Annotated in this window: 14 protein-coding genes; 9 read left to right on the top strand and 5 right to left on the bottom strand. The window is 40.1% G+C overall.

Features of this window, described 5'->3' with window-relative positions; genetic code table 11:
* Positions 1 to 110 precede the first annotated feature (110 nt).
* The 5 genes from priA to I6E80_RS00270 all read left to right on the top strand — a co-directional run bounded on the left by priA (position 111) and on the right by I6E80_RS00270 (position 5,220).
* Entirely contained in the window at positions 111 to 2,297 is a 2,187-nt protein-coding gene (priA, locus tag I6E80_RS00290) for a primosomal protein N' (RefSeq protein ID WP_076925366.1), read from the top strand.
* A gap of 20 nt (positions 2,298 to 2,317) precedes the next feature.
* Positions 2,318 to 2,845 (top strand): SPOR domain-containing protein, encoded by a 528-nt coding sequence (locus I6E80_RS00285; RefSeq protein WP_024600429.1) that lies wholly within the window; start codon positions 2,318 to 2,320, stop codon positions 2,843 to 2,845.
* A gap of 79 nt (positions 2,846 to 2,924) precedes the next feature.
* Positions 2,925 to 3,443 carry an ATP-dependent protease subunit HslV gene (gene hslV / locus I6E80_RS00280; protein ID WP_002958366.1) on the top strand — a complete coding sequence of 173 codons (519 nt, stop codon included), beginning with the start codon at positions 2,925 to 2,927 and terminating at the stop codon, positions 3,441 to 3,443.
* 11 nt (positions 3,444 to 3,454) lie between these two features.
* A complete protein-coding gene (gene hslU, locus I6E80_RS00275; RefSeq protein WP_024600428.1) occupies positions 3,455 to 4,783 on the top strand; it encodes an HslU--HslV peptidase ATPase subunit in 1,329 nt (442 codons plus the stop codon).
* Positions 4,784 to 4,845: 62 nt separating this feature from the next.
* Positions 4,846 to 5,220, top strand: coding sequence for a gamma-butyrobetaine hydroxylase-like domain-containing protein (locus I6E80_RS00270; RefSeq protein ID WP_197184503.1), 375 nt, complete (start codon positions 4,846 to 4,848; stop codon positions 5,218 to 5,220).
* Between the two features lie 84 nt (positions 5,221 to 5,304).
* Here the strand turns inward: I6E80_RS00270 and I6E80_RS00265 are convergent, their stop codons facing one another.
* The 3 genes from I6E80_RS00265 to I6E80_RS00255 all read right to left on the bottom strand — a co-directional run bounded on the left by I6E80_RS00265 (position 5,305) and on the right by I6E80_RS00255 (position 8,865).
* Positions 5,305 to 7,185: a methyl-accepting chemotaxis protein gene (locus I6E80_RS00265; RefSeq protein ID WP_197184502.1), complete on the bottom strand. Its 1,881-nt coding sequence runs from the start codon at positions 7,183 to 7,185 to the stop codon at positions 5,305 to 5,307.
* A gap of 109 nt (positions 7,186 to 7,294) precedes the next feature.
* Positions 7,295 to 8,329 carry an MJ1255/VC2487 family glycosyltransferase gene (locus I6E80_RS00260; RefSeq protein ID WP_197184501.1) on the bottom strand — a complete coding sequence of 345 codons (1,035 nt, stop codon included), beginning with the start codon at positions 8,327 to 8,329 and terminating at the stop codon, positions 7,295 to 7,297.
* Positions 8,326 to 8,865, bottom strand: coding sequence for a phosphatase PAP2 family protein (locus I6E80_RS00255; protein ID WP_076925362.1), 540 nt, complete (start codon positions 8,863 to 8,865; stop codon positions 8,326 to 8,328). Before I6E80_RS00255 ends, I6E80_RS00260 begins: the two co-directional genes overlap by 4 nt.
* Positions 8,866 to 9,070: 205 nt before the next feature.
* Between I6E80_RS00255 and rraA the strand changes: the two genes are divergently transcribed.
* Together rraA and I6E80_RS00245 are read left to right on the top strand one after the other, a co-directional pair.
* On the top strand, positions 9,071 to 9,568 hold the full coding sequence (gene rraA / locus I6E80_RS00250; protein ID WP_008169908.1) for a ribonuclease E activity regulator RraA: 498 nt from the start codon (positions 9,071 to 9,073) through the stop codon (positions 9,566 to 9,568).
* Between the two features lies 1 nt (position 9,569).
* Entirely contained in the window at positions 9,570 to 10,619 is a 1,050-nt protein-coding gene (locus I6E80_RS00245) for a formimidoylglutamase (protein WP_197184500.1), read from the top strand.
* On the opposite strand, the gene I6E80_RS00240 is transcribed toward I6E80_RS00245, so the two are convergent.
* Together I6E80_RS00240 and hutI are read right to left on the bottom strand one after the other, a co-directional pair.
* Positions 10,616 to 12,280, bottom strand: a complete 1,665-nt coding sequence (locus I6E80_RS00240; RefSeq protein WP_076925360.1) for an EAL domain-containing protein — start codon at positions 12,278 to 12,280, stop codon at positions 10,616 to 10,618. The genes I6E80_RS00245 and I6E80_RS00240 overlap by 4 nt on opposite strands.
* A 120-nt stretch (positions 12,281 to 12,400) precedes the next feature.
* Positions 12,401 to 13,648 carry an imidazolonepropionase gene (gene hutI, locus I6E80_RS00235; protein ID WP_170072542.1) on the bottom strand — a complete coding sequence of 416 codons (1,248 nt, stop codon included), beginning with the start codon at positions 13,646 to 13,648 and terminating at the stop codon, positions 12,401 to 12,403.
* Between the two features lie 119 nt (positions 13,649 to 13,767).
* Between hutI and hutC the strand changes: the two genes are divergently transcribed.
* Entirely contained in the window at positions 13,768 to 14,475 is a 708-nt protein-coding gene (gene hutC, locus I6E80_RS00230) for a histidine utilization repressor (protein ID WP_197184499.1), read from the top strand.
* Positions 14,476 to 14,541: 66 nt separating this feature from the next.
* On the top strand, positions 14,542 to 16,215 hold the full coding sequence (hutU, locus tag I6E80_RS00225; protein ID WP_170072541.1) for a urocanate hydratase: 1,674 nt from the start codon (positions 14,542 to 14,544) through the stop codon (positions 16,213 to 16,215).
* The last annotated feature ends 2 nt before the right edge of the window (positions 16,216 to 16,217 follow it).

Below are 16,217 nucleotides of genomic sequence, written 5' to 3'. Positions count from 1 at the left end.
TTATGTTTTAGCCAAAAAAGTGAACAATCTCTTCCTCAAGCACTATTGCTAGTAGGTTTTTTACGGTAATTTTAGTACATTACAGCATTAATTTTACGGGTTGAGTTGTTATGAGTTTTGTTGAAGTTGCTATTAAAGTCCCGCTCCCACGCACCTTTGATTATAAAATAGAAGAACAGCTCAGCGGCCTCTCAACGCCTTTACTACCCGGTATGCGCGTTTTGGTACCTTTTGGTAACCAAAAAAAAGTGGCTGTTGTTCTGGGTATTAAAAGCAGTACCGACGTCCCTTTAGATAAAATTAAGAATATTATAGAGGTAATAGACGACGCCCCTATTTTAAGTACTCAGCACCTAGATCTCCTTAGCTTTACCGCGCGCTATTATTGCTATCCTTTAGGCGAAACTATTCATATAGCGCTACCCGCTGTACTTCGCCAAGGTGAATCACCTGATAAAACCAGTATTAATATGGTTGCTTTAACTGAAAAAGGCGCAAAAGTACCGTCATTAAAAGCTAAAACACAGCTCAACTTATTAAAACAGTTATCGCAATCAGGTAAGTCATCGTTAACTGAGTTAAAGGCACTGGGCTTTAGTAAAAAAACAATAGATAGCCTAATAGATAAAGAGCTTATTACGCAAACTATTGAACACGATAACCAATGGCAAAGCGTTGTACCAACTGTCGGTAGCAAACCTATACTTAATAAAGAACAAGCGGTTGCCTGTACAGCAATAAATCAAAGTACTGGATTTAGCAGCTTTTTATTAGAAGGCGTCACTGGCAGTGGTAAAACAGAAGTGTATTTACAGTGCCTAGAAGAAGTATTAAAACGTGGTGAGCAAGCATTAGTATTAGTGCCAGAAATAGGTTTAACGCCACAAACTGTAAACCGTTTTCGTCGCCGCTTTCCTGATACACCCATTATGCTTTGGCACTCAGCACTTACCGATAACGAACGCTTACAAACATGGCGCTTTTGCGAAAAAGGCAGTTGTGCGATAGTTATTGGGACGCGTTCGAGTATTTTTCTGCCATTTTTAAAACTAGGTATGATTGTTGTTGATGAAGAGCACGACTCGTCATTTAAACAACAAGATACCCTTCGTTACCATGCCCGTGATTTAGCTGCTTACAGAGCTTTTCAGCATAAAATCCCGCTTATATTAGGCAGCGCTACACCCGCTCTTGAAACACTTCACAAGGCAATTAATAACAAATACCAGCTATTAAGCTTAACTGAGCGTGCACAAACAGCGACCGACAACCAATTTAAGTTACTCGATATGAAAGGCCAACCCGACCAAGCGGGTATTGCCCACGCAAGCCTTGCTACTATGCGCCAGCATTTAAATCGCGGTAAACAGGTTATGGTATTTTTAAATCGCCGAGGTTTCTCGCCAACCCTAATTTGTCATGAGTGCGGTTGGTTGAGCGAATGTAAACGCTGTAGTACCAGCGCTACATTTCATAAAGCGATTGGACAAATGATCTGTCATCACTGTGGCGACCAGTACCCTGTCCCTCACCAATGTCCTGATTGCGGGAGCACACAAATATTCCCTAACGGTAAAGGCACAGAGCAAATTGAAGAGTTTTTATCTACCGAATTTCCTGATACACCTGTTACTCGTATAGATCGCGATTCAACTCGTCGTAAAGGTAGCCTTGAAAAAGCACTTGATGAAATCAACCTAGGAGGCGCACGCATTTTAGTGGGAACACAAATGCTTGCCAAAGGCCATCACTTTGCAGATGTAAGCCTTGTTATAATTTTAGATGTAGATAGCGGCTTATACTCATGCGACTTTAGAGCGACAGAACACTTAGCGCAATTAGTCACCCAAGTAGCGGGGCGTGCTGGGCGTTCAGGAGAGCCTGGCCAAGTGTTATTACAAACACACTTCCCAGAACACCCTCTTTTACAAGACTTAGTTAATAATGGCTACCAAGACTTTGCCCGCTTTGCTCTTAGTGAGCGCGATGATGCTGACTTACCGCCCATTACAAATATGGCCATTGTGCGTGCACAAGGACATAGCATTAAGCTAGTCGTCGATTTTTTGACGGATTTGGTTCCTGTGAATGGGGTATCTGGTATACAATTGCTCGGTCCGATCCCTGCCCCACTTGAAAGAGTCGCAGGTATGTATCGTTTTCAATTACATATTCAAGCGCAAGATCGCCGCATATTACATCAGTACCTTGCGCAAATGGTTGATTATTTAAGTACCAGTAAACTTGCACAAAAAGTACGCTGGAGCTTAGACGTAGACCCTATAGACATGATTTAGGTTAAGGCCAAAATAACACCATGGCACAGCACGATTATATTAATAAAAAGCCGGCAGGCAGAAACAGTAAAAAAAATGCACCCGCTAAAAAACCATTTCCTATTCTTTTAGCCGTTATAGCCATCTTACTTGTAGGTGGTTTTGCCTACACACTATGGTTTATTAAAAGTAATGCCGATCCAAAACTTGTCGAAAAACAAGCAAACCCATCTGCGCCCGCAAAAGTGGAAGTTGTTATTCCACGCACACCGGAATTTATTAAAGAAATTAGAAACCACGAGATTCAAGTTGAAGTAAAAGAACTTGAGCAAAAAGGTCCTTATGTTATGCAGTGCGGTTCGTTCAGAACTCATGCACAAGCTGAATCGTTAAAAGCTAAAATCGCATTTGCAGGGCTCATTTCTGAGATAAAACAGGCTGAAGGCAGCAATGGTACTTGGTATAAAGTACGTTTAGGTCCTTATAAAACCAAACGCCAAGCCGAAAGCGATAAAAACAAACTTAAACGTGTAAAAATAGTCGGCTGCGGAATTTGGGGCTGGACTTGAAAATAAACCATTCACCCATATAACCTCATCATAATCGTTTTTTACGAGTTGCCTCTGCAGCTCGATGATGAGGAATAACATGACTACTATCGTAAGTGTTCGCCGCGGCGACAAAGTTGTAATTGGCGGCGATGGCCAAGTTTCACTTGGTAACACCGTAATGAAGGGCAACGCCCGCAAAGTTCGACGTCTTTATAATGGCAAAGTAATCGCTGGTTTTGCCGGCGGTACTGCTGATGCCTTCACTCTTTTCGAACGTTTTGAAAGCAAATTAGAAATGCACCAAGGTAACCTAACTAAAGCCGCAGTAGAAATGGCTAAAGATTGGCGAAGTGACCGTGCACTTCGAAAACTCGAAGCGCTGCTCGCCGTAGCAGACGAAACAGCCTCTTTAATTATTACCGGTAATGGCGATGTAGTTCAGCCAGAAAACGATTTAATTGCAATTGGTAGTGGTGGTAACTTTGCGCAATCAGCTGCAACTGCCCTTTTAGAAAATACAGATTTAAGCGCTCGTGAAATAGTAGAGAAAAGCTTAACTATTGCAGGCAACATCTGCGTATTTACTAATAACTTCCAAACAATCGAAGAATTATAATAGGAACTATTATGTCTGATATGACCCCAAGAGAAATTGTTCACGAGCTAGATCAGCACATTATAGGTCAGGCTAAAGCTAAAAAAGCGGTTGCTATTGCACTTCGTAACCGCTGGCGCCGCATGCAATTAAATGAAGATTTACGCAGCGAAGTAACACCAAAAAATATATTAATGATTGGTCCGACAGGTGTAGGTAAAACAGAAATTGCCCGCCGTTTAGCAAAACTTGCTAACGCACCATTCATTAAAGTAGAAGCGACTAAATTCACTGAAGTTGGTTATGTTGGTAAAGAAGTAGATACGATCATACGTGACCTCGTTGATGTTTCAATTAAAATGACTCGCGAACAGCAAACTAAAAAGTTTAAACATCGCGCCGAAGAAGCAGCAGAAGAGCGTATCTTAGATGCACTTTTACCTCCTGTTAAAGACCAATATGGCGAAAGCCAACGCGACGATACTTCATCTACTCGCCAAACATTTCGCAAAAAATTACGTGAAGGTCAGCTAGATGATAAAGAAATCGAGATTGAATTAGCGCAAGCTCAATCAAACGTAGAAATTATGGCGCCTCCTGGTATGGAAGATATGACCAACCAGTTACAAAGCATGTTTCAAAACATGGGCGGCGATAAACGTACTAAACGTAAGTTAAAAATTAAAGAAGCCTTCAAACTATTAACAGAAGAAGAAGCCGCTAAATTAGTAAACCCTGAAGAGCTAAAAGAACAAGCTATTTTTGCAGTAGAGCAAAACGGTATTGTGTTTATAGATGAAATAGACAAAATTTGTAAGCGTGGTGATTCTTCAGGCCCAGATGTTAGCCGAGAAGGTGTTCAACGCGATTTACTACCTCTAATTGAAGGCTCAACGGTAAACACTAAGCACGGCATGGTTAAAACTGACCATATGTTATTTATTGCCTCAGGTGCGTTCCAAATGTCTAAACCATCAGACATGATACCTGAGCTACAAGGTCGCTTACCGATTCGAGTAGAACTTGAAGCACTTACTGCCGATGACTTTAAGCGTATCCTTACAGAGCCGCATGCATCGCTTACTGAGCAACAACGAGAGCTCCTTAAAACTGAGCAAGTAACGATTGAGTTTAGTGATGATGCAATTGAGCGCATTGCTAAAGCAGCGTGGCAAGTTAACGAAAAAACCGAAAACATCGGTGCTCGTCGCTTGCATACTGTGATGGAAAGATTGATGGAAGAAATTTCATACGATGCTTCTGAAAAAGCAGGTTCATCACTTGTCATTGACGCCGCTTACGTTGAAAAACATCTAGGTGCACTTGTTGAAGATGAAGACTTAAGCCGCTTCATTCTATAAAACGAATATAAACGTTATACTAAAAGCCTCCAGATTGGGGGCTTTTTAATGGGATATATAAAATGAAACACGTAATAAAAGTGCATTATCACAGTGTAAGTAAAAACCTAGATGTTTATTTTGATGATGATAGCCAAGCAGTCTTTAGCTGTGAATTCTTACGCGTTCACTCCCCCTCAGCTGAAGTGCAAGGTCATGGCTCTGGCCCTATGAAACTGGTTTTAAATAAGCAATCCGTAGGTATAAAAAATATAGTACCTGTTGGGCATTATGCACTGCGGTTAGATTTCGATGATGGTCATAACAGTGGGTTATTCAGCTGGAGTTATTTTGAAAAACTACAAGCGCAGCAACAAACATTGAGCAATGAATATTTGGCACGCGTAGCCGAGCACGAACAAAACAAAAACAGTGTACCAATAAAGTTTATTCCTTAAACCTTATAGGTAATTTAGGTGGGTATTTTAGATTAGTTAACCTAAACCCTGGTTAAGATATTTACTATCCAGGGTTCAAGTTGGTTATACTTTGAACTTATCAATAGCGCTAAATAACACTTTAGCTTGCTCAGATACTTCTTCGCTAGTTTGGGCGTTTTTAGCAGCATGTTCAGTTGCATCTTGCGCAATGTCGCGAATTCTGACTACATTTTTATTAACCTCTGATGCCACTTGGCTTTGCTCGTCAATAGCAACCGCTATTTGAGAGCTCATTTCCATTATTGTTTGCACATCTTCAGTAATTGCGCCTAATAACTCACCGGCTTTAATTGCTTGCGAGGCACTTTCATCGCCTTGAGAACGACATTTGTGCATAATACTTACCACTTCTTGAGTACGCTGCTGTAAAGTACTTATAATACTCTCAATCTCACTTGTAGACTCTTGAGTGCGTTTTGCTAATGAACGAACCTCATCTGCAACAACAGCAAATCCACGACCATACTCACCAGCACGAGCTGCTTCGATTGCCGCATTAAGTGCGAGTAAATTTGTTTGATCTGCAATACCCCGGATTACATCAAGCACTGAACCAATTGTTTCGCCATCTTTTTCAAGTTGAGATACTACATTTGATGCATTCCCTAACGAATCAGATAGAGCCCTGATGTGCTTAACGGTAGAATCTACTTCACTACGCCCTTGTTGAGCACTTAGGTTTGTTGATTCGGCTTTTTTTGCGGCCGCTTCAGTATTATGTGAAATATCTTGAATCGTCGCCTGCATTTCAGTAGCTGCAGTTGCAACCATATCAGCTTCATGTAATTGCTCTTGCATACCAGAGCTTGTTGCTGCAGTACTTTCTGATAAATGTTCGGTTGCCACATTAAGCGTATTTAAAGCACCATTAACTTCGTTAATCAAGTTCTTAAAATCGCCTATTAAGCTATTAAAGTCGACCGTCATAGTGGTAATTTCGTCTTTACCTGTTTGCTCTATCATTACGCTCAAATCGTTATTACGACGAATATCATTAATAGTGTGATAGACCCGTTCTATAGGCACAATAATCGAGCGACTCGTGAAATAAACCAACACTAAAACAATAATGCCAGCAGTCACAAAAATAAGAATAGCTAAAAACTGTGCCTGTTCAACGCTTTGTTCTACCTGTTGCTTAGTGCTTAATAGGATCTGCGCAACGATTGCATCACTTTGTTCAACACTTTTACGCATTTCTCCGAGTGCACCTGAATTTAAATCTAGCCCCAATTCAACCTGTGCCTCTACCAATGCTTGAAATTGAGTTTGGTAGGAGTTTAGAAAGCCATTTAATTCAGCAGTATACCCACTATCAAATTGAGCCTGAGAGATTTGCTGCTTTAAAGTATTAACCCCTTCATCAAATCGAGTTAAATACTTAAGGTCAAGACGTAGCATAAAATCTTTTTCAGCTCGTCTTAACTGTAATATTGAAGATAAGAGCTTGTAATCACCTTGCTCTTTGATCAAACTTTCAATCTCATGAACTGCACTTCTTAGTTCGCCATACAATCCATCCTTAGGATGTAACCCTATGCGTTTTTGTAGCACAACAACACTCATAAAATCATTGTTATAAGCACTTATTAAACTCTCTAGATTGCTTATTTTTTGGGTTTCGATACCCTGCTCTTGCATAATTAAGTTCAGCTTAGCAATTTTACTTTTAAGCTGATTATAATCTTGTTCAAATAAGTCTAATGCTTCTTTTTGTTTATAAAAAAGAAAGTTTTTTTCATGTTTACGCAGTTCTAATTCATGAATATTAAGCTCTTCAGCAAGCTGAATTGTTTTATTCAAGCTTAGCGTTGTTCTCGCTTCATAAATTATTACGCATAAAAGGACCACCATTGCTAAACCAACAACGACTGCGTTTAATTGTAAACGTCGTTTGATTGTTAAGTTTTGTAAAAAATTCATCGCTAACGCCTTTTTTTAATATGCATATTTATTATAGCTGATAGATACGAAGCGACTCATTAATTTAACTTTTTATTATTCTTTGTTATTCCTCGCTTTTTTATGTTTATCACTCTAAACCCACGCTGTCCCATAAACCTTTATGTAACGATTGTGTATTATTCCATTGTTTTTTTACCAACCAGTCAATTAAAGGCGCGGGATCGCTTGGGTAATTTATTTGCTTATTTTGTGGTGCGCCATTCCAATCATCAAGAGCTTGCGGGTTTAAATAGTTCATTACATGCGCCATACCCATAGCAAACAATGTTTGCGCATTTGCAGTCTGTTCAAATTGTCCGTTTAAAGGCTTTAATAGTAACTTTTTACCTAACTTAAGCGCTTCGCTGGCAAGCTCAAACCCAGCATTACCAATAACTCCACTCGTGTTTGCTAAGTCGTTTAAAAAACTCAAACGCGATGGGGAGCGTAAATGTATATGTCCAAAAGATTCATTGCGGGCATTTGGGTGATAGCAATAAAATTCTTTTTCGGGAAAGTCTTTTAAGTAATCAACAATGCTATCTAAGTTTTCAAAAGGTAAATATACCAATACCTTGTTCATCACCGCGACAGGGTTTTCATGGTTATGATGAGCAATAAACGGCGGGATTATATTATTTGCAAAAGGTTGCCAGTGCACGCCTAGGTAAGTAGACGCTGGTGCATAATGTTTAATTAGCGATTTTCTGAATATCCCTCGACCAAACATAGGTACGTTATCTGACAAAAATGCGGCTTGATGACTAATGCCAACAACAGGTATATCAGCTCTTTTTGCAGCCCACGCTGTAACGGGCTCAAAGTCATTAAGTACAAAATCGTACTGCTTTATGTCAAGCGATTTTATATCTCTCACCAGCTTACAAATTCGCATGTTTTTAAGTGTTTTTAAATTTTTTATTTGACCATTTTCAGTACTAAACGATAAGCCCCTATACGCTTTATAATCTGAGAATTCGTGCATATCAAAATAATCTTTATTTGCTCGTCCTGAAAACACATAATCAACATCAATACCGAGTTTATTAAAGCAGCTAGCCATAACCCTAGCTCGCGTTATATGACCATTACCGGTGCCCTGCACTCCATACAATATTTTCATACAGGTACCACGAGTGCTAACGCAAATAAACCACAAAAACTGCCAATAATCGCACCAATAACGATATCAGCTGGAAAGTGTACGCCTAATATCACACGAGAAATAGCCACACCAGCAGCCCAACTAAGTAGTAGCCATACATACTCAGGAAAAAAATGACTTAGTATAATTGCAACTAAAAACGCTGCAGCGCTGTGACCAGAGGGTAAACTAAATTTATCACTTGGTACTATATAGGCATTTTTTACTAAACAGTCGCATGGGCGGATCCGGGCAAATCTGTTTTTAGCTAATAAGTAAATAGGTCTTTCTAAAGCAAAACCAATCAATATCGCTACAGGTAATAATTGATGCTGCTCATTATTACTAAGCCACCACACTGCTAAACACACGAGTATGTAAAGCCCACCATCACCGCTTTTAGATAACCCGAACGCCATTGTTTTAAACCACTTCGGTGAGTTGCAATTAAATAGAGTTAAAAATAATTGCTCATCTAGCAGAGCTGCCCTTTTAAACATATTATTGTTACCCATCACTTACCCCTCATTGCATAATATATGAACACCGATTTAGCTTAGGTGTTGTAAATAACAATTGAGTGACGCTTTTAAGACACTATTATTGCGATTAGTGTTCTAGCTCATGTTTTGCCTAAATTTACTGCGATTAAGTCGTTGTTATTGCTTATAAGGAGGGTATACTGAGGTATAAATTAATGTATCTTTTGAGGATAAAATAATGGATTACAGCACTTCTGATTTATGCGACCACTTTGCTGATGTGGTTGATGTGCTAGAGCCAATGTTCATCAACTTTGGTGGTCGACACAGTTTTGGTGGCCGCATTAAAACGGTTAAATGTTTTGAAAATAATGAACTGATCCGCGAATTACTTTCTCAAGATGGTACAGGCTTAGTACTTCTTATTGACGGTGGTGGCTCAACTCGCCGTGCACTTATTGATATTGAATTGGCTGAACTTGCACTTGAAAACAACTGGAATGGGATTGTTGTTTACGGCGCAGTACGCCATGTTGATGAGCTTGAAGAACTCGATTTAGGCATTCAAGCTATTGCTTCTATTCCTGTTGCAGCCGACAGCGAAGGTGCTGGCGAAGATGCTATAGGCGTTAACTTTGCAGGCGTATCATTTTTTGATGACGACTTTATTTATGCTGATAGCACAGGCATTGTTTTATCTGCAGAAGAATTAGAATTGGAAGTTGTAGAAGTATAACGTGACCTCCCATTTAAAAATATATGATGAAAGCGCGGTTAGATCACTTTGTTCTAGCCGCGTAAATGAAAAAAAAGCATGGCAATCAATGGCCTTGCTCGACACTCAAGTAAACCTGCAACAAGCACTTATTGACGCTGCTCAATTTGGTATTCGCTATGTACTTCTTGGTATTTGCGAAGATATAGGCCCAAAAGCAAACTTAGGAAATGGCGGTGCAAACGAAGCATGGCCGGCTTTTTTAAAACGCTTTTTAAACCAACCTCATAATCAGTTTATTGCCACTCAAAAAGTACTTTTATTGGGTGAAGTAAATACTGATGATTTAATGGCGCAAAGTAACCAACTTAATAATCAGCAAGCCCAGCAGCTAACTCAATTACGAGATTTATGCCAACAACTTGATGAGCGCGTAGAGTCAGTATTAAGCCTTATTTTTAAAGCAGGGCTTGAGCCAATAGTTATTGGTGGCGGCCATAATAATTGCTTGGGAATCATCCGCGCACTCAGCCAGTCAAAAGACACACCTGTTAATGCAATCAATTTTGATCCTCATGCCGACTTTAGAGAATGTGAAGGTCGCCATAGTGGTAATGGATTTCGTTACGCGTATAACGAGCAACATCTAAGTAATTACCATGTTATTGGCTTACATGAATTAAAAAACAATCAAGCAATTATAGATGCAATGAGTGAAGCTAACTTTAAGTTTGATAGCTATCAATCCATACAAGTTAAGCGCAAAATTACACTAACGCAGGCAATTGAAAATGCACTAAGTAATTTTAATGATTCACCACTGGGTGTTGAAGTTGATTTAGATAGTATTACTTATATGCCAGTTAGTGCGTATACATATTGTGGATTTAGTGTGAGTGACACTGAGCACTTTGTGCATTTAGCTGCAAGCCATCGCCACTCTATGTACTTACACTTATGTGAAGCAGCGCCTAGTCAGCATCCTAACGGGTTAGATGCCGGTGCTACCCATGTAGGGCAAGTAATTAGTGCACTTGTAAATAGCTACCTACAAGCCAAAGAAAACACTTAACGTTGTTGAACCAATCGCCACTCTTTTAGCCAGCTCATTAAACCGATACTACTTAGCGGGTGACCAAAGTAATAACCTTGGGCAGCATAACCTTTTAAGCTTTTTACAAACTTAAGTTGCTCAAGTGTTTCTACTCCTTCAAAAATTACTTTTGTTTTTTGTTGGCTATGCATATCAACCATTCCACCAACTAGACTACGTATATTGTTTTGATTACTAAAGTCAGCGGTAAGTGAAGGTGAAACCTTAATATATTCAACTGATAAACTTGGTAGCTTAGAAAGCAGTACCGGGTTATCGCCAAGTCCATCAACACATACTTTTAAGCCTATGTTATTAAGCCTTGCTATCATACCTCTGCCTTTGTCATCTAAACCAGCAAAAATATGTAAAGGGCATTCAACAATTAAGTCTCCCGCCTCTAAGTGATGCTCATTTATAACAACATCAACAAATTCAACAAACTCTTCATTTAGCATTTCAGGGCCAAATACGTTAATGCTAAGCGGTATAGAAATACCTTCTACTCTAAGCGCCATTGCAAGCTCAGCGGCTCTTTCCATTACAAATTTAGCAAGCGGGTAACCAAGCCCTGCAATTCTGATGTCGTCAATAAAACGATTAGCAGATAAAATTCCTTGCTTAGGATGCTGCCAACGCAGTAGTAATTCTAAAAACTCAATTTGACCATTGTCATTACAAATTATAGGTTGAAAATAGAGTTCTAATTCGCTCGAAAAATCAATATTTGCCAACTCTTTTAGTCGCGCTTGTTGCTCTCGCAGTTCAATCATCATTTGTTGATGATAAGGCACAACCTTGCGATTTGGGTGGCTATCGAGTGCTAGGTATGCGTACGATATTAAATTATCAAAGTTATTGTCTTGCTCATTACAATCAACATAACTCGCCCTCGCTTTTACCTCTACAGTGCAGTTAGCAACATTAAATGGCTTAAGCGTTGCACCCAGTATTTGTTCAATAACCAACTCATGTAAATGTTTTTGATTCGCGAAACTACAAATAAACGCAAAGTTAAGGCCCCCTAAGTGGGCAAGCTTTTCTTGCCCTACTAAAGTCACTATTTCGTCACTTGAAAGTAGTTCTTTTATTCGATTAGCCGATTGTGCTAAAAGTATATCGCCAAAATCACGTCCAATATGCTGGTTAACTTGCTCAAATCCTTCAAGACGAATAACGACTAATGCAGCACTTACTTGCTTATTGTCGCACCATGCATAGTAACCTTGACGTAACTGTTTTCTATCTGCAAAAACCGAAAGCGGCGACTCTTCAATAAATGCATCATCTGTTGGTTCTGGCTCTATCACGACTTCTATTTCAGCGCTTTCATCATTTAAAAAGCCAACAATAGTTAATAATAATATTGCTAACACAACCCAAAATAGCGGAACTTCCAATAATAAATGAGCTGAAAATAGAACAACAAATAAAAGACCAGCCAGTGAGCTGGTAATAATCATGCTCCAATTATTTCGCTCGAAGGCTTGCCATAAATGAAAACAAAATCCAAAGGCAAGTAGAATGGCAAGCCAAGCCGCACCACTGCTCAAAATAGCCAAACCAACAGCTGCGGTGCATAAATAACTAAACTTAATACTGACATTTTTAACGGCAAATAAAGTGGCAATCATCGCCATCAATAGTGCACCACTAAAAAATATTGGAAAATTACTGTCGGTTAGTATGTTCAAATTAACGGCATCCGTATTCGCTAAAAAAGTTTAAACCAGATTATATGTGGGTAAAAATAATACAAACTAGTTAATTCTACCCAAAATCCATAAATTTAACAGTTTATTTACGCCAAATTGGTAACTTAATTGTGATGGATGACTTATTTGCCAATGCGCAATATCAGCTCTTGCGCCAACTTTTAAAATACCACGATCGTCTAACCCTAGTGCTTTAGCTGCATTACGTGTAACACCTGCCAATGCTTGCTCGGGTGTTAATCTAAACAATGTGCATGCCATGTTCATCATCAAGTGCACTGAGCATAGTGGTGAAGTACCTGGATTAAAATCACTCGCAATAGCTATAGGTACTTTATATTGATTAAGTAACTCAATAGGTGGAAATTTAGTTTCTCTTAAAAAATAAAATGCACCGGGTAATAACACCGCGACCGTCCCAGCGTTTGCCATGGCTTTTACACCCTCTTCATCAAGATGCTCAATATGATCTGCCGAAAGGCCATTGAACTGCGCCACCAGCTCAGCACCATGTTGATTAGATAACTGCTCAGCATGACATTTTACTGGGAGATTATGCTTTTTAGCCGCCTGAAAAACACGTTTGGTTTGCGAATGACTAAAGCCTACATTTTCACAAAATACATCGACTGCATCAGCAAGGTTATTAGCCACTACCTGATCAAGCATATCAGTACATACCAAATCAATATATTCATCAGCGCGGCCTTTGTATTCAGGCGGTAGAGCATGCGCCCCTAAAAAAGTAGTTTTAATATCAATAGGATGATGCTCACCTAATAAACGAGCTACTTCTAATATTTTTATCTCGTTTTCAGTATCCAGTCCATAACCCGACTTTATTTCAACGGTAGTTACACCTTCTTTTAACAACGTATTTAAGCGATCTTTTGCATCAACAAACAATTGCTCACGGTCGGCTGCTCTCGTCGCTTTAACCGTACTTGCTATGCCACCGCCTTGTGCCGCAATTTGCTCATAACTTACACCCTGCAAGCGCTGCTCAAACTCTTGCGATCTTGAACCTGCAAACACTAAATGCGTATGACAATCTATTAAGCCCGGCGTTAACCACTGCCCTTTTACACTCAATGTCGGCGTTGCAAACACATCAAAATTGGGCAACGTTGATTGCTCTCCAATCCACGCAATTTTACCATTTTTAATAGCTATAGCAGCATTTTCGATTGCGCCATAAGGGGCATTTATATTGCTATCCATAGTGGCAATATTGGCATCAGTCAAAAGTAAGTCAATTTCTTCTAACTCATAATTTTTTGTTGTGCTTTGCATTTTGCAGCCCTTTTTACGCCCAGAGTGATGAAAATATAGTCTAACAACCCATCTTGTATATACAAGACAATTGTGTCATCTTATTTATATAGTTTATTTTTAATGTAACCATAAATTTAATGACGACACCTAAATTTGCGCAAATAAAACAATTCATTGTTGATAAAATTCGCAGCGGTACGTGGCAAGAAAACCAACGTGTTCCCTCTGAAAACGAACTTAGTAGTCAATTTAGTGTCAGCAGAATGACAGCCCGCCGAGCACTGAGCGAATTAACCGAGGTAGGTATTTTAACCCGCAGCCAAGGGCTAGGTACATTTGTAGCCACATTTAAATCGCAGTCATCGTTACTCGAAATAAAAAACATTGCTGATGAAGTAAAAGAACGTAACGGTAATTACACCTGTAGTGTACTCATACTTGAATCAATAAATGCAGTCGCACCTATTGCCATTGCGCTTGGTGTTGAGATTGACAGTGTTGTATACCGAAGTGTACTCGTGCATAACGAAAACGACAGCCCCTTGCAGCTAGAAGAGCGTTTTGTAAACCCTGCTCTTGCGGCTGGTTACTTACAACAAGACTTTAGCACGCTTACACCTCATGAATACCTATCTAGTGTTGCACCACTTACACAAGCAAGGCATACCGTAGAGGCTATTATGCCAAACAGCGAGATGTGCCAATGGTTGAACTTATATAACGAAGAGCCGTGCTTACAAGTTATTCGACGCACATGGTCTGTTAACGGCATTGTAAGCTTTGCGCGCCTTGTATCACCGGGCAGTAAATATCGTTTAGGTGGCCACTTAACATTTAAAAAATAACAAACAATAGCGCTTACTGCGCTTTTTTTATAACAAATCACCTTGTATATACAACAGGAGCAAAACATGAACAACCGACTCGACACAAGTCGCGTAATACGTGCACCTCATGGCGATAAAATAAGTGCTAAAAGCTGGCAAACTGAAGCAGCTAAACGCATGCTAATGAATAACCTAGACCCTGAAGTTGCAGAACATCCTCATGCACTTGTTGTATATGGTGGTATTGGCCGAGCAGCTCGCGATTGGCCAAGTTATGACAAAATTATAGAAACCCTCGATAGGCTCGAAAACGACGAAACCCTACTTGTACAATCAGGAAAACCCGTTGGTGTATTTAAAACCCACAGTAATGCCCCTCGTGTACTTATTGCCAACTCAAACCTTGTTCCGCACTGGGCAAATTGGGAACATTTTAACGAGCTCGATAAAAAAGGCTTGATGATGTATGGGCAAATGACAGCAGGTTCTTGGATTTATATTGGCTCTCAAGGCATAGTACAAGGTACTTACGAAACATTTGTAGCTATGGCAAAGCAACATTTTTTAGGCTGCGCTAAAGGGAAATGGGTATTAACAGGTGGTCTTGGTGGTATGGGCGGTGCGCAACCACTTGCAGCTACAATGGCAGGGTTTAGCGCGCTAGTTGTTGAATGCGATGAAAGCCGTATCGATTTTCGTATAAAAACAGGCTACGTTGATATAAAAGCAACGAGCCTTGAACACGCACTGCAATTAATAACCGATGCATGTATAAAAGGTGAAGCCCTATCGGTGGGTTTGCTTGGTAACGCTGCTGATGTATTTAATACACTGGTTAAAACAGGTATTACACCTGATGTAGTTACAGATCAAACATCAGCTCACGATCCACTCAATGGTTACTTACCACAAAACTGGACAATGGAGCACGCAGCACAAATGCGTGAGCAAGATCCAAAAGCGGTAGTAAAAGCCGCAAAACAATCAATGGCAGTCCAAGTTAGAGCCATGCTGGCGCTGCAAAAAGCGGGTGCCGCCACTACCGATTATGGAAATAATATTCGTCAAATGGCGTTTGATGAAGGTGTTACCAACGCGTTTGATTTTCCTGGATTTGTACCCGCCTATATTCGCCCTTTATTTTGTGAAGGTATTGGACCGTTTAGATGGGTAGCGCTATCGGGCGACCCAGAAGATATTTATAAAACCGATGCAAAAGTAAAAGAGCTTATTCCTGATGATGCACATTTGCATAACTGGCTTGATATGGCCCGTGAACGCATCCAATTTCAAGGGCTACCTGCACGTATTTGTTGGGTAGGTTTAAAAGATAGAGCACGCCTTGCATTAGCCTTTAACGAAATGGTTAAAAATGGGGAACTTAAAGCCCCTATCGTTATTGGTCGCGATCACCTCGACTCTGGCTCAGTTGCCAGCCCTAACCGTGAAACCGAAAGCATGAAAGATGGCTCTGATGCGGTATCAGATTGGCCATTACTCAATGCACTCCTTAATACGGCAAGTGGTGCTACTTGGGTGTCACTTCATCATGGCGGCGGTGTAGGTATGGGCTTTAGCCAGCACTCTGGTGTGGTTATTGTTGCCGATGGTACTAATGAAGCTAAAGAGCGTATTGCTCGCGTACTTTGGAACGACCCTGCAACGGGCGTAATGCGCCATGCTGATGCTGGATACGACACAGCAAAAAACTGCGCTAAAGAGCAAAATTTAGACTTACCAATGTTAGACAAGGAATAATC

Source organism: Pseudoalteromonas sp. NSLLW218 (genome assembly GCF_015864775.1).
Taxonomy (GTDB): Bacteria; Pseudomonadota; Gammaproteobacteria; order Enterobacterales; family Alteromonadaceae; genus Pseudoalteromonas.
The sequence above is the reverse complement of the archived record's forward strand: the minus strand, read 5'-3'. Positions and strand labels throughout refer to the sequence as shown.

Bases quoted from the DNA above. Each gene is read 5' to 3' on its own strand.
- priA (WP_076925366.1), top strand. From the start codon at position 111: ATGAGTTTTGTTGAAGTTGCTATTAAAGTCCCGCTCCCACGCACCTTT.
- I6E80_RS00285 (WP_024600429.1), top strand. From the start codon at position 2,318: ATGGCACAGCACGATTATATTAATAAAAAGCCGGCAGGCAGAAACAGT.
- hslV (WP_002958366.1), top strand. From the start codon at position 2,925: ATGACTACTATCGTAAGTGTTCGCCGCGGCGACAAAGTTGTAATTGGC.
- hslU (WP_024600428.1), top strand. From the start codon at position 3,455: ATGTCTGATATGACCCCAAGAGAAATTGTTCACGAGCTAGATCAGCAC.
- I6E80_RS00270 (WP_197184503.1), top strand. From the start codon at position 4,846: ATGAAACACGTAATAAAAGTGCATTATCACAGTGTAAGTAAAAACCTA.
- I6E80_RS00265 (WP_197184502.1), bottom strand. From the start codon at position 7,185: ATGAATTTTTTACAAAACTTAACAATCAAACGACGTTTACAATTAAAC.
- I6E80_RS00260 (WP_197184501.1), bottom strand. From the start codon at position 8,329: ATGAAAATATTGTATGGAGTGCAGGGCACCGGTAATGGTCATATAACG.
- I6E80_RS00255 (WP_076925362.1), bottom strand. From the start codon at position 8,865: ATGGGTAACAATAATATGTTTAAAAGGGCAGCTCTGCTAGATGAGCAA.
- rraA (WP_008169908.1), top strand. From the start codon at position 9,071: ATGGATTACAGCACTTCTGATTTATGCGACCACTTTGCTGATGTGGTT.
- I6E80_RS00240 (WP_076925360.1), bottom strand. From the start codon at position 12,280: ATGGCGATGATTGCCACTTTATTTGCCGTTAAAAATGTCAGTATTAAG.
- hutI (WP_170072542.1), bottom strand. From the start codon at position 13,648: ATGCAAAGCACAACAAAAAATTATGAGTTAGAAGAAATTGACTTACTT.
- hutC (WP_197184499.1), top strand. From the start codon at position 13,768: ATGACGACACCTAAATTTGCGCAAATAAAACAATTCATTGTTGATAAA.
- hutU (WP_170072541.1), top strand. From the start codon at position 14,542: ATGAACAACCGACTCGACACAAGTCGCGTAATACGTGCACCTCATGGC.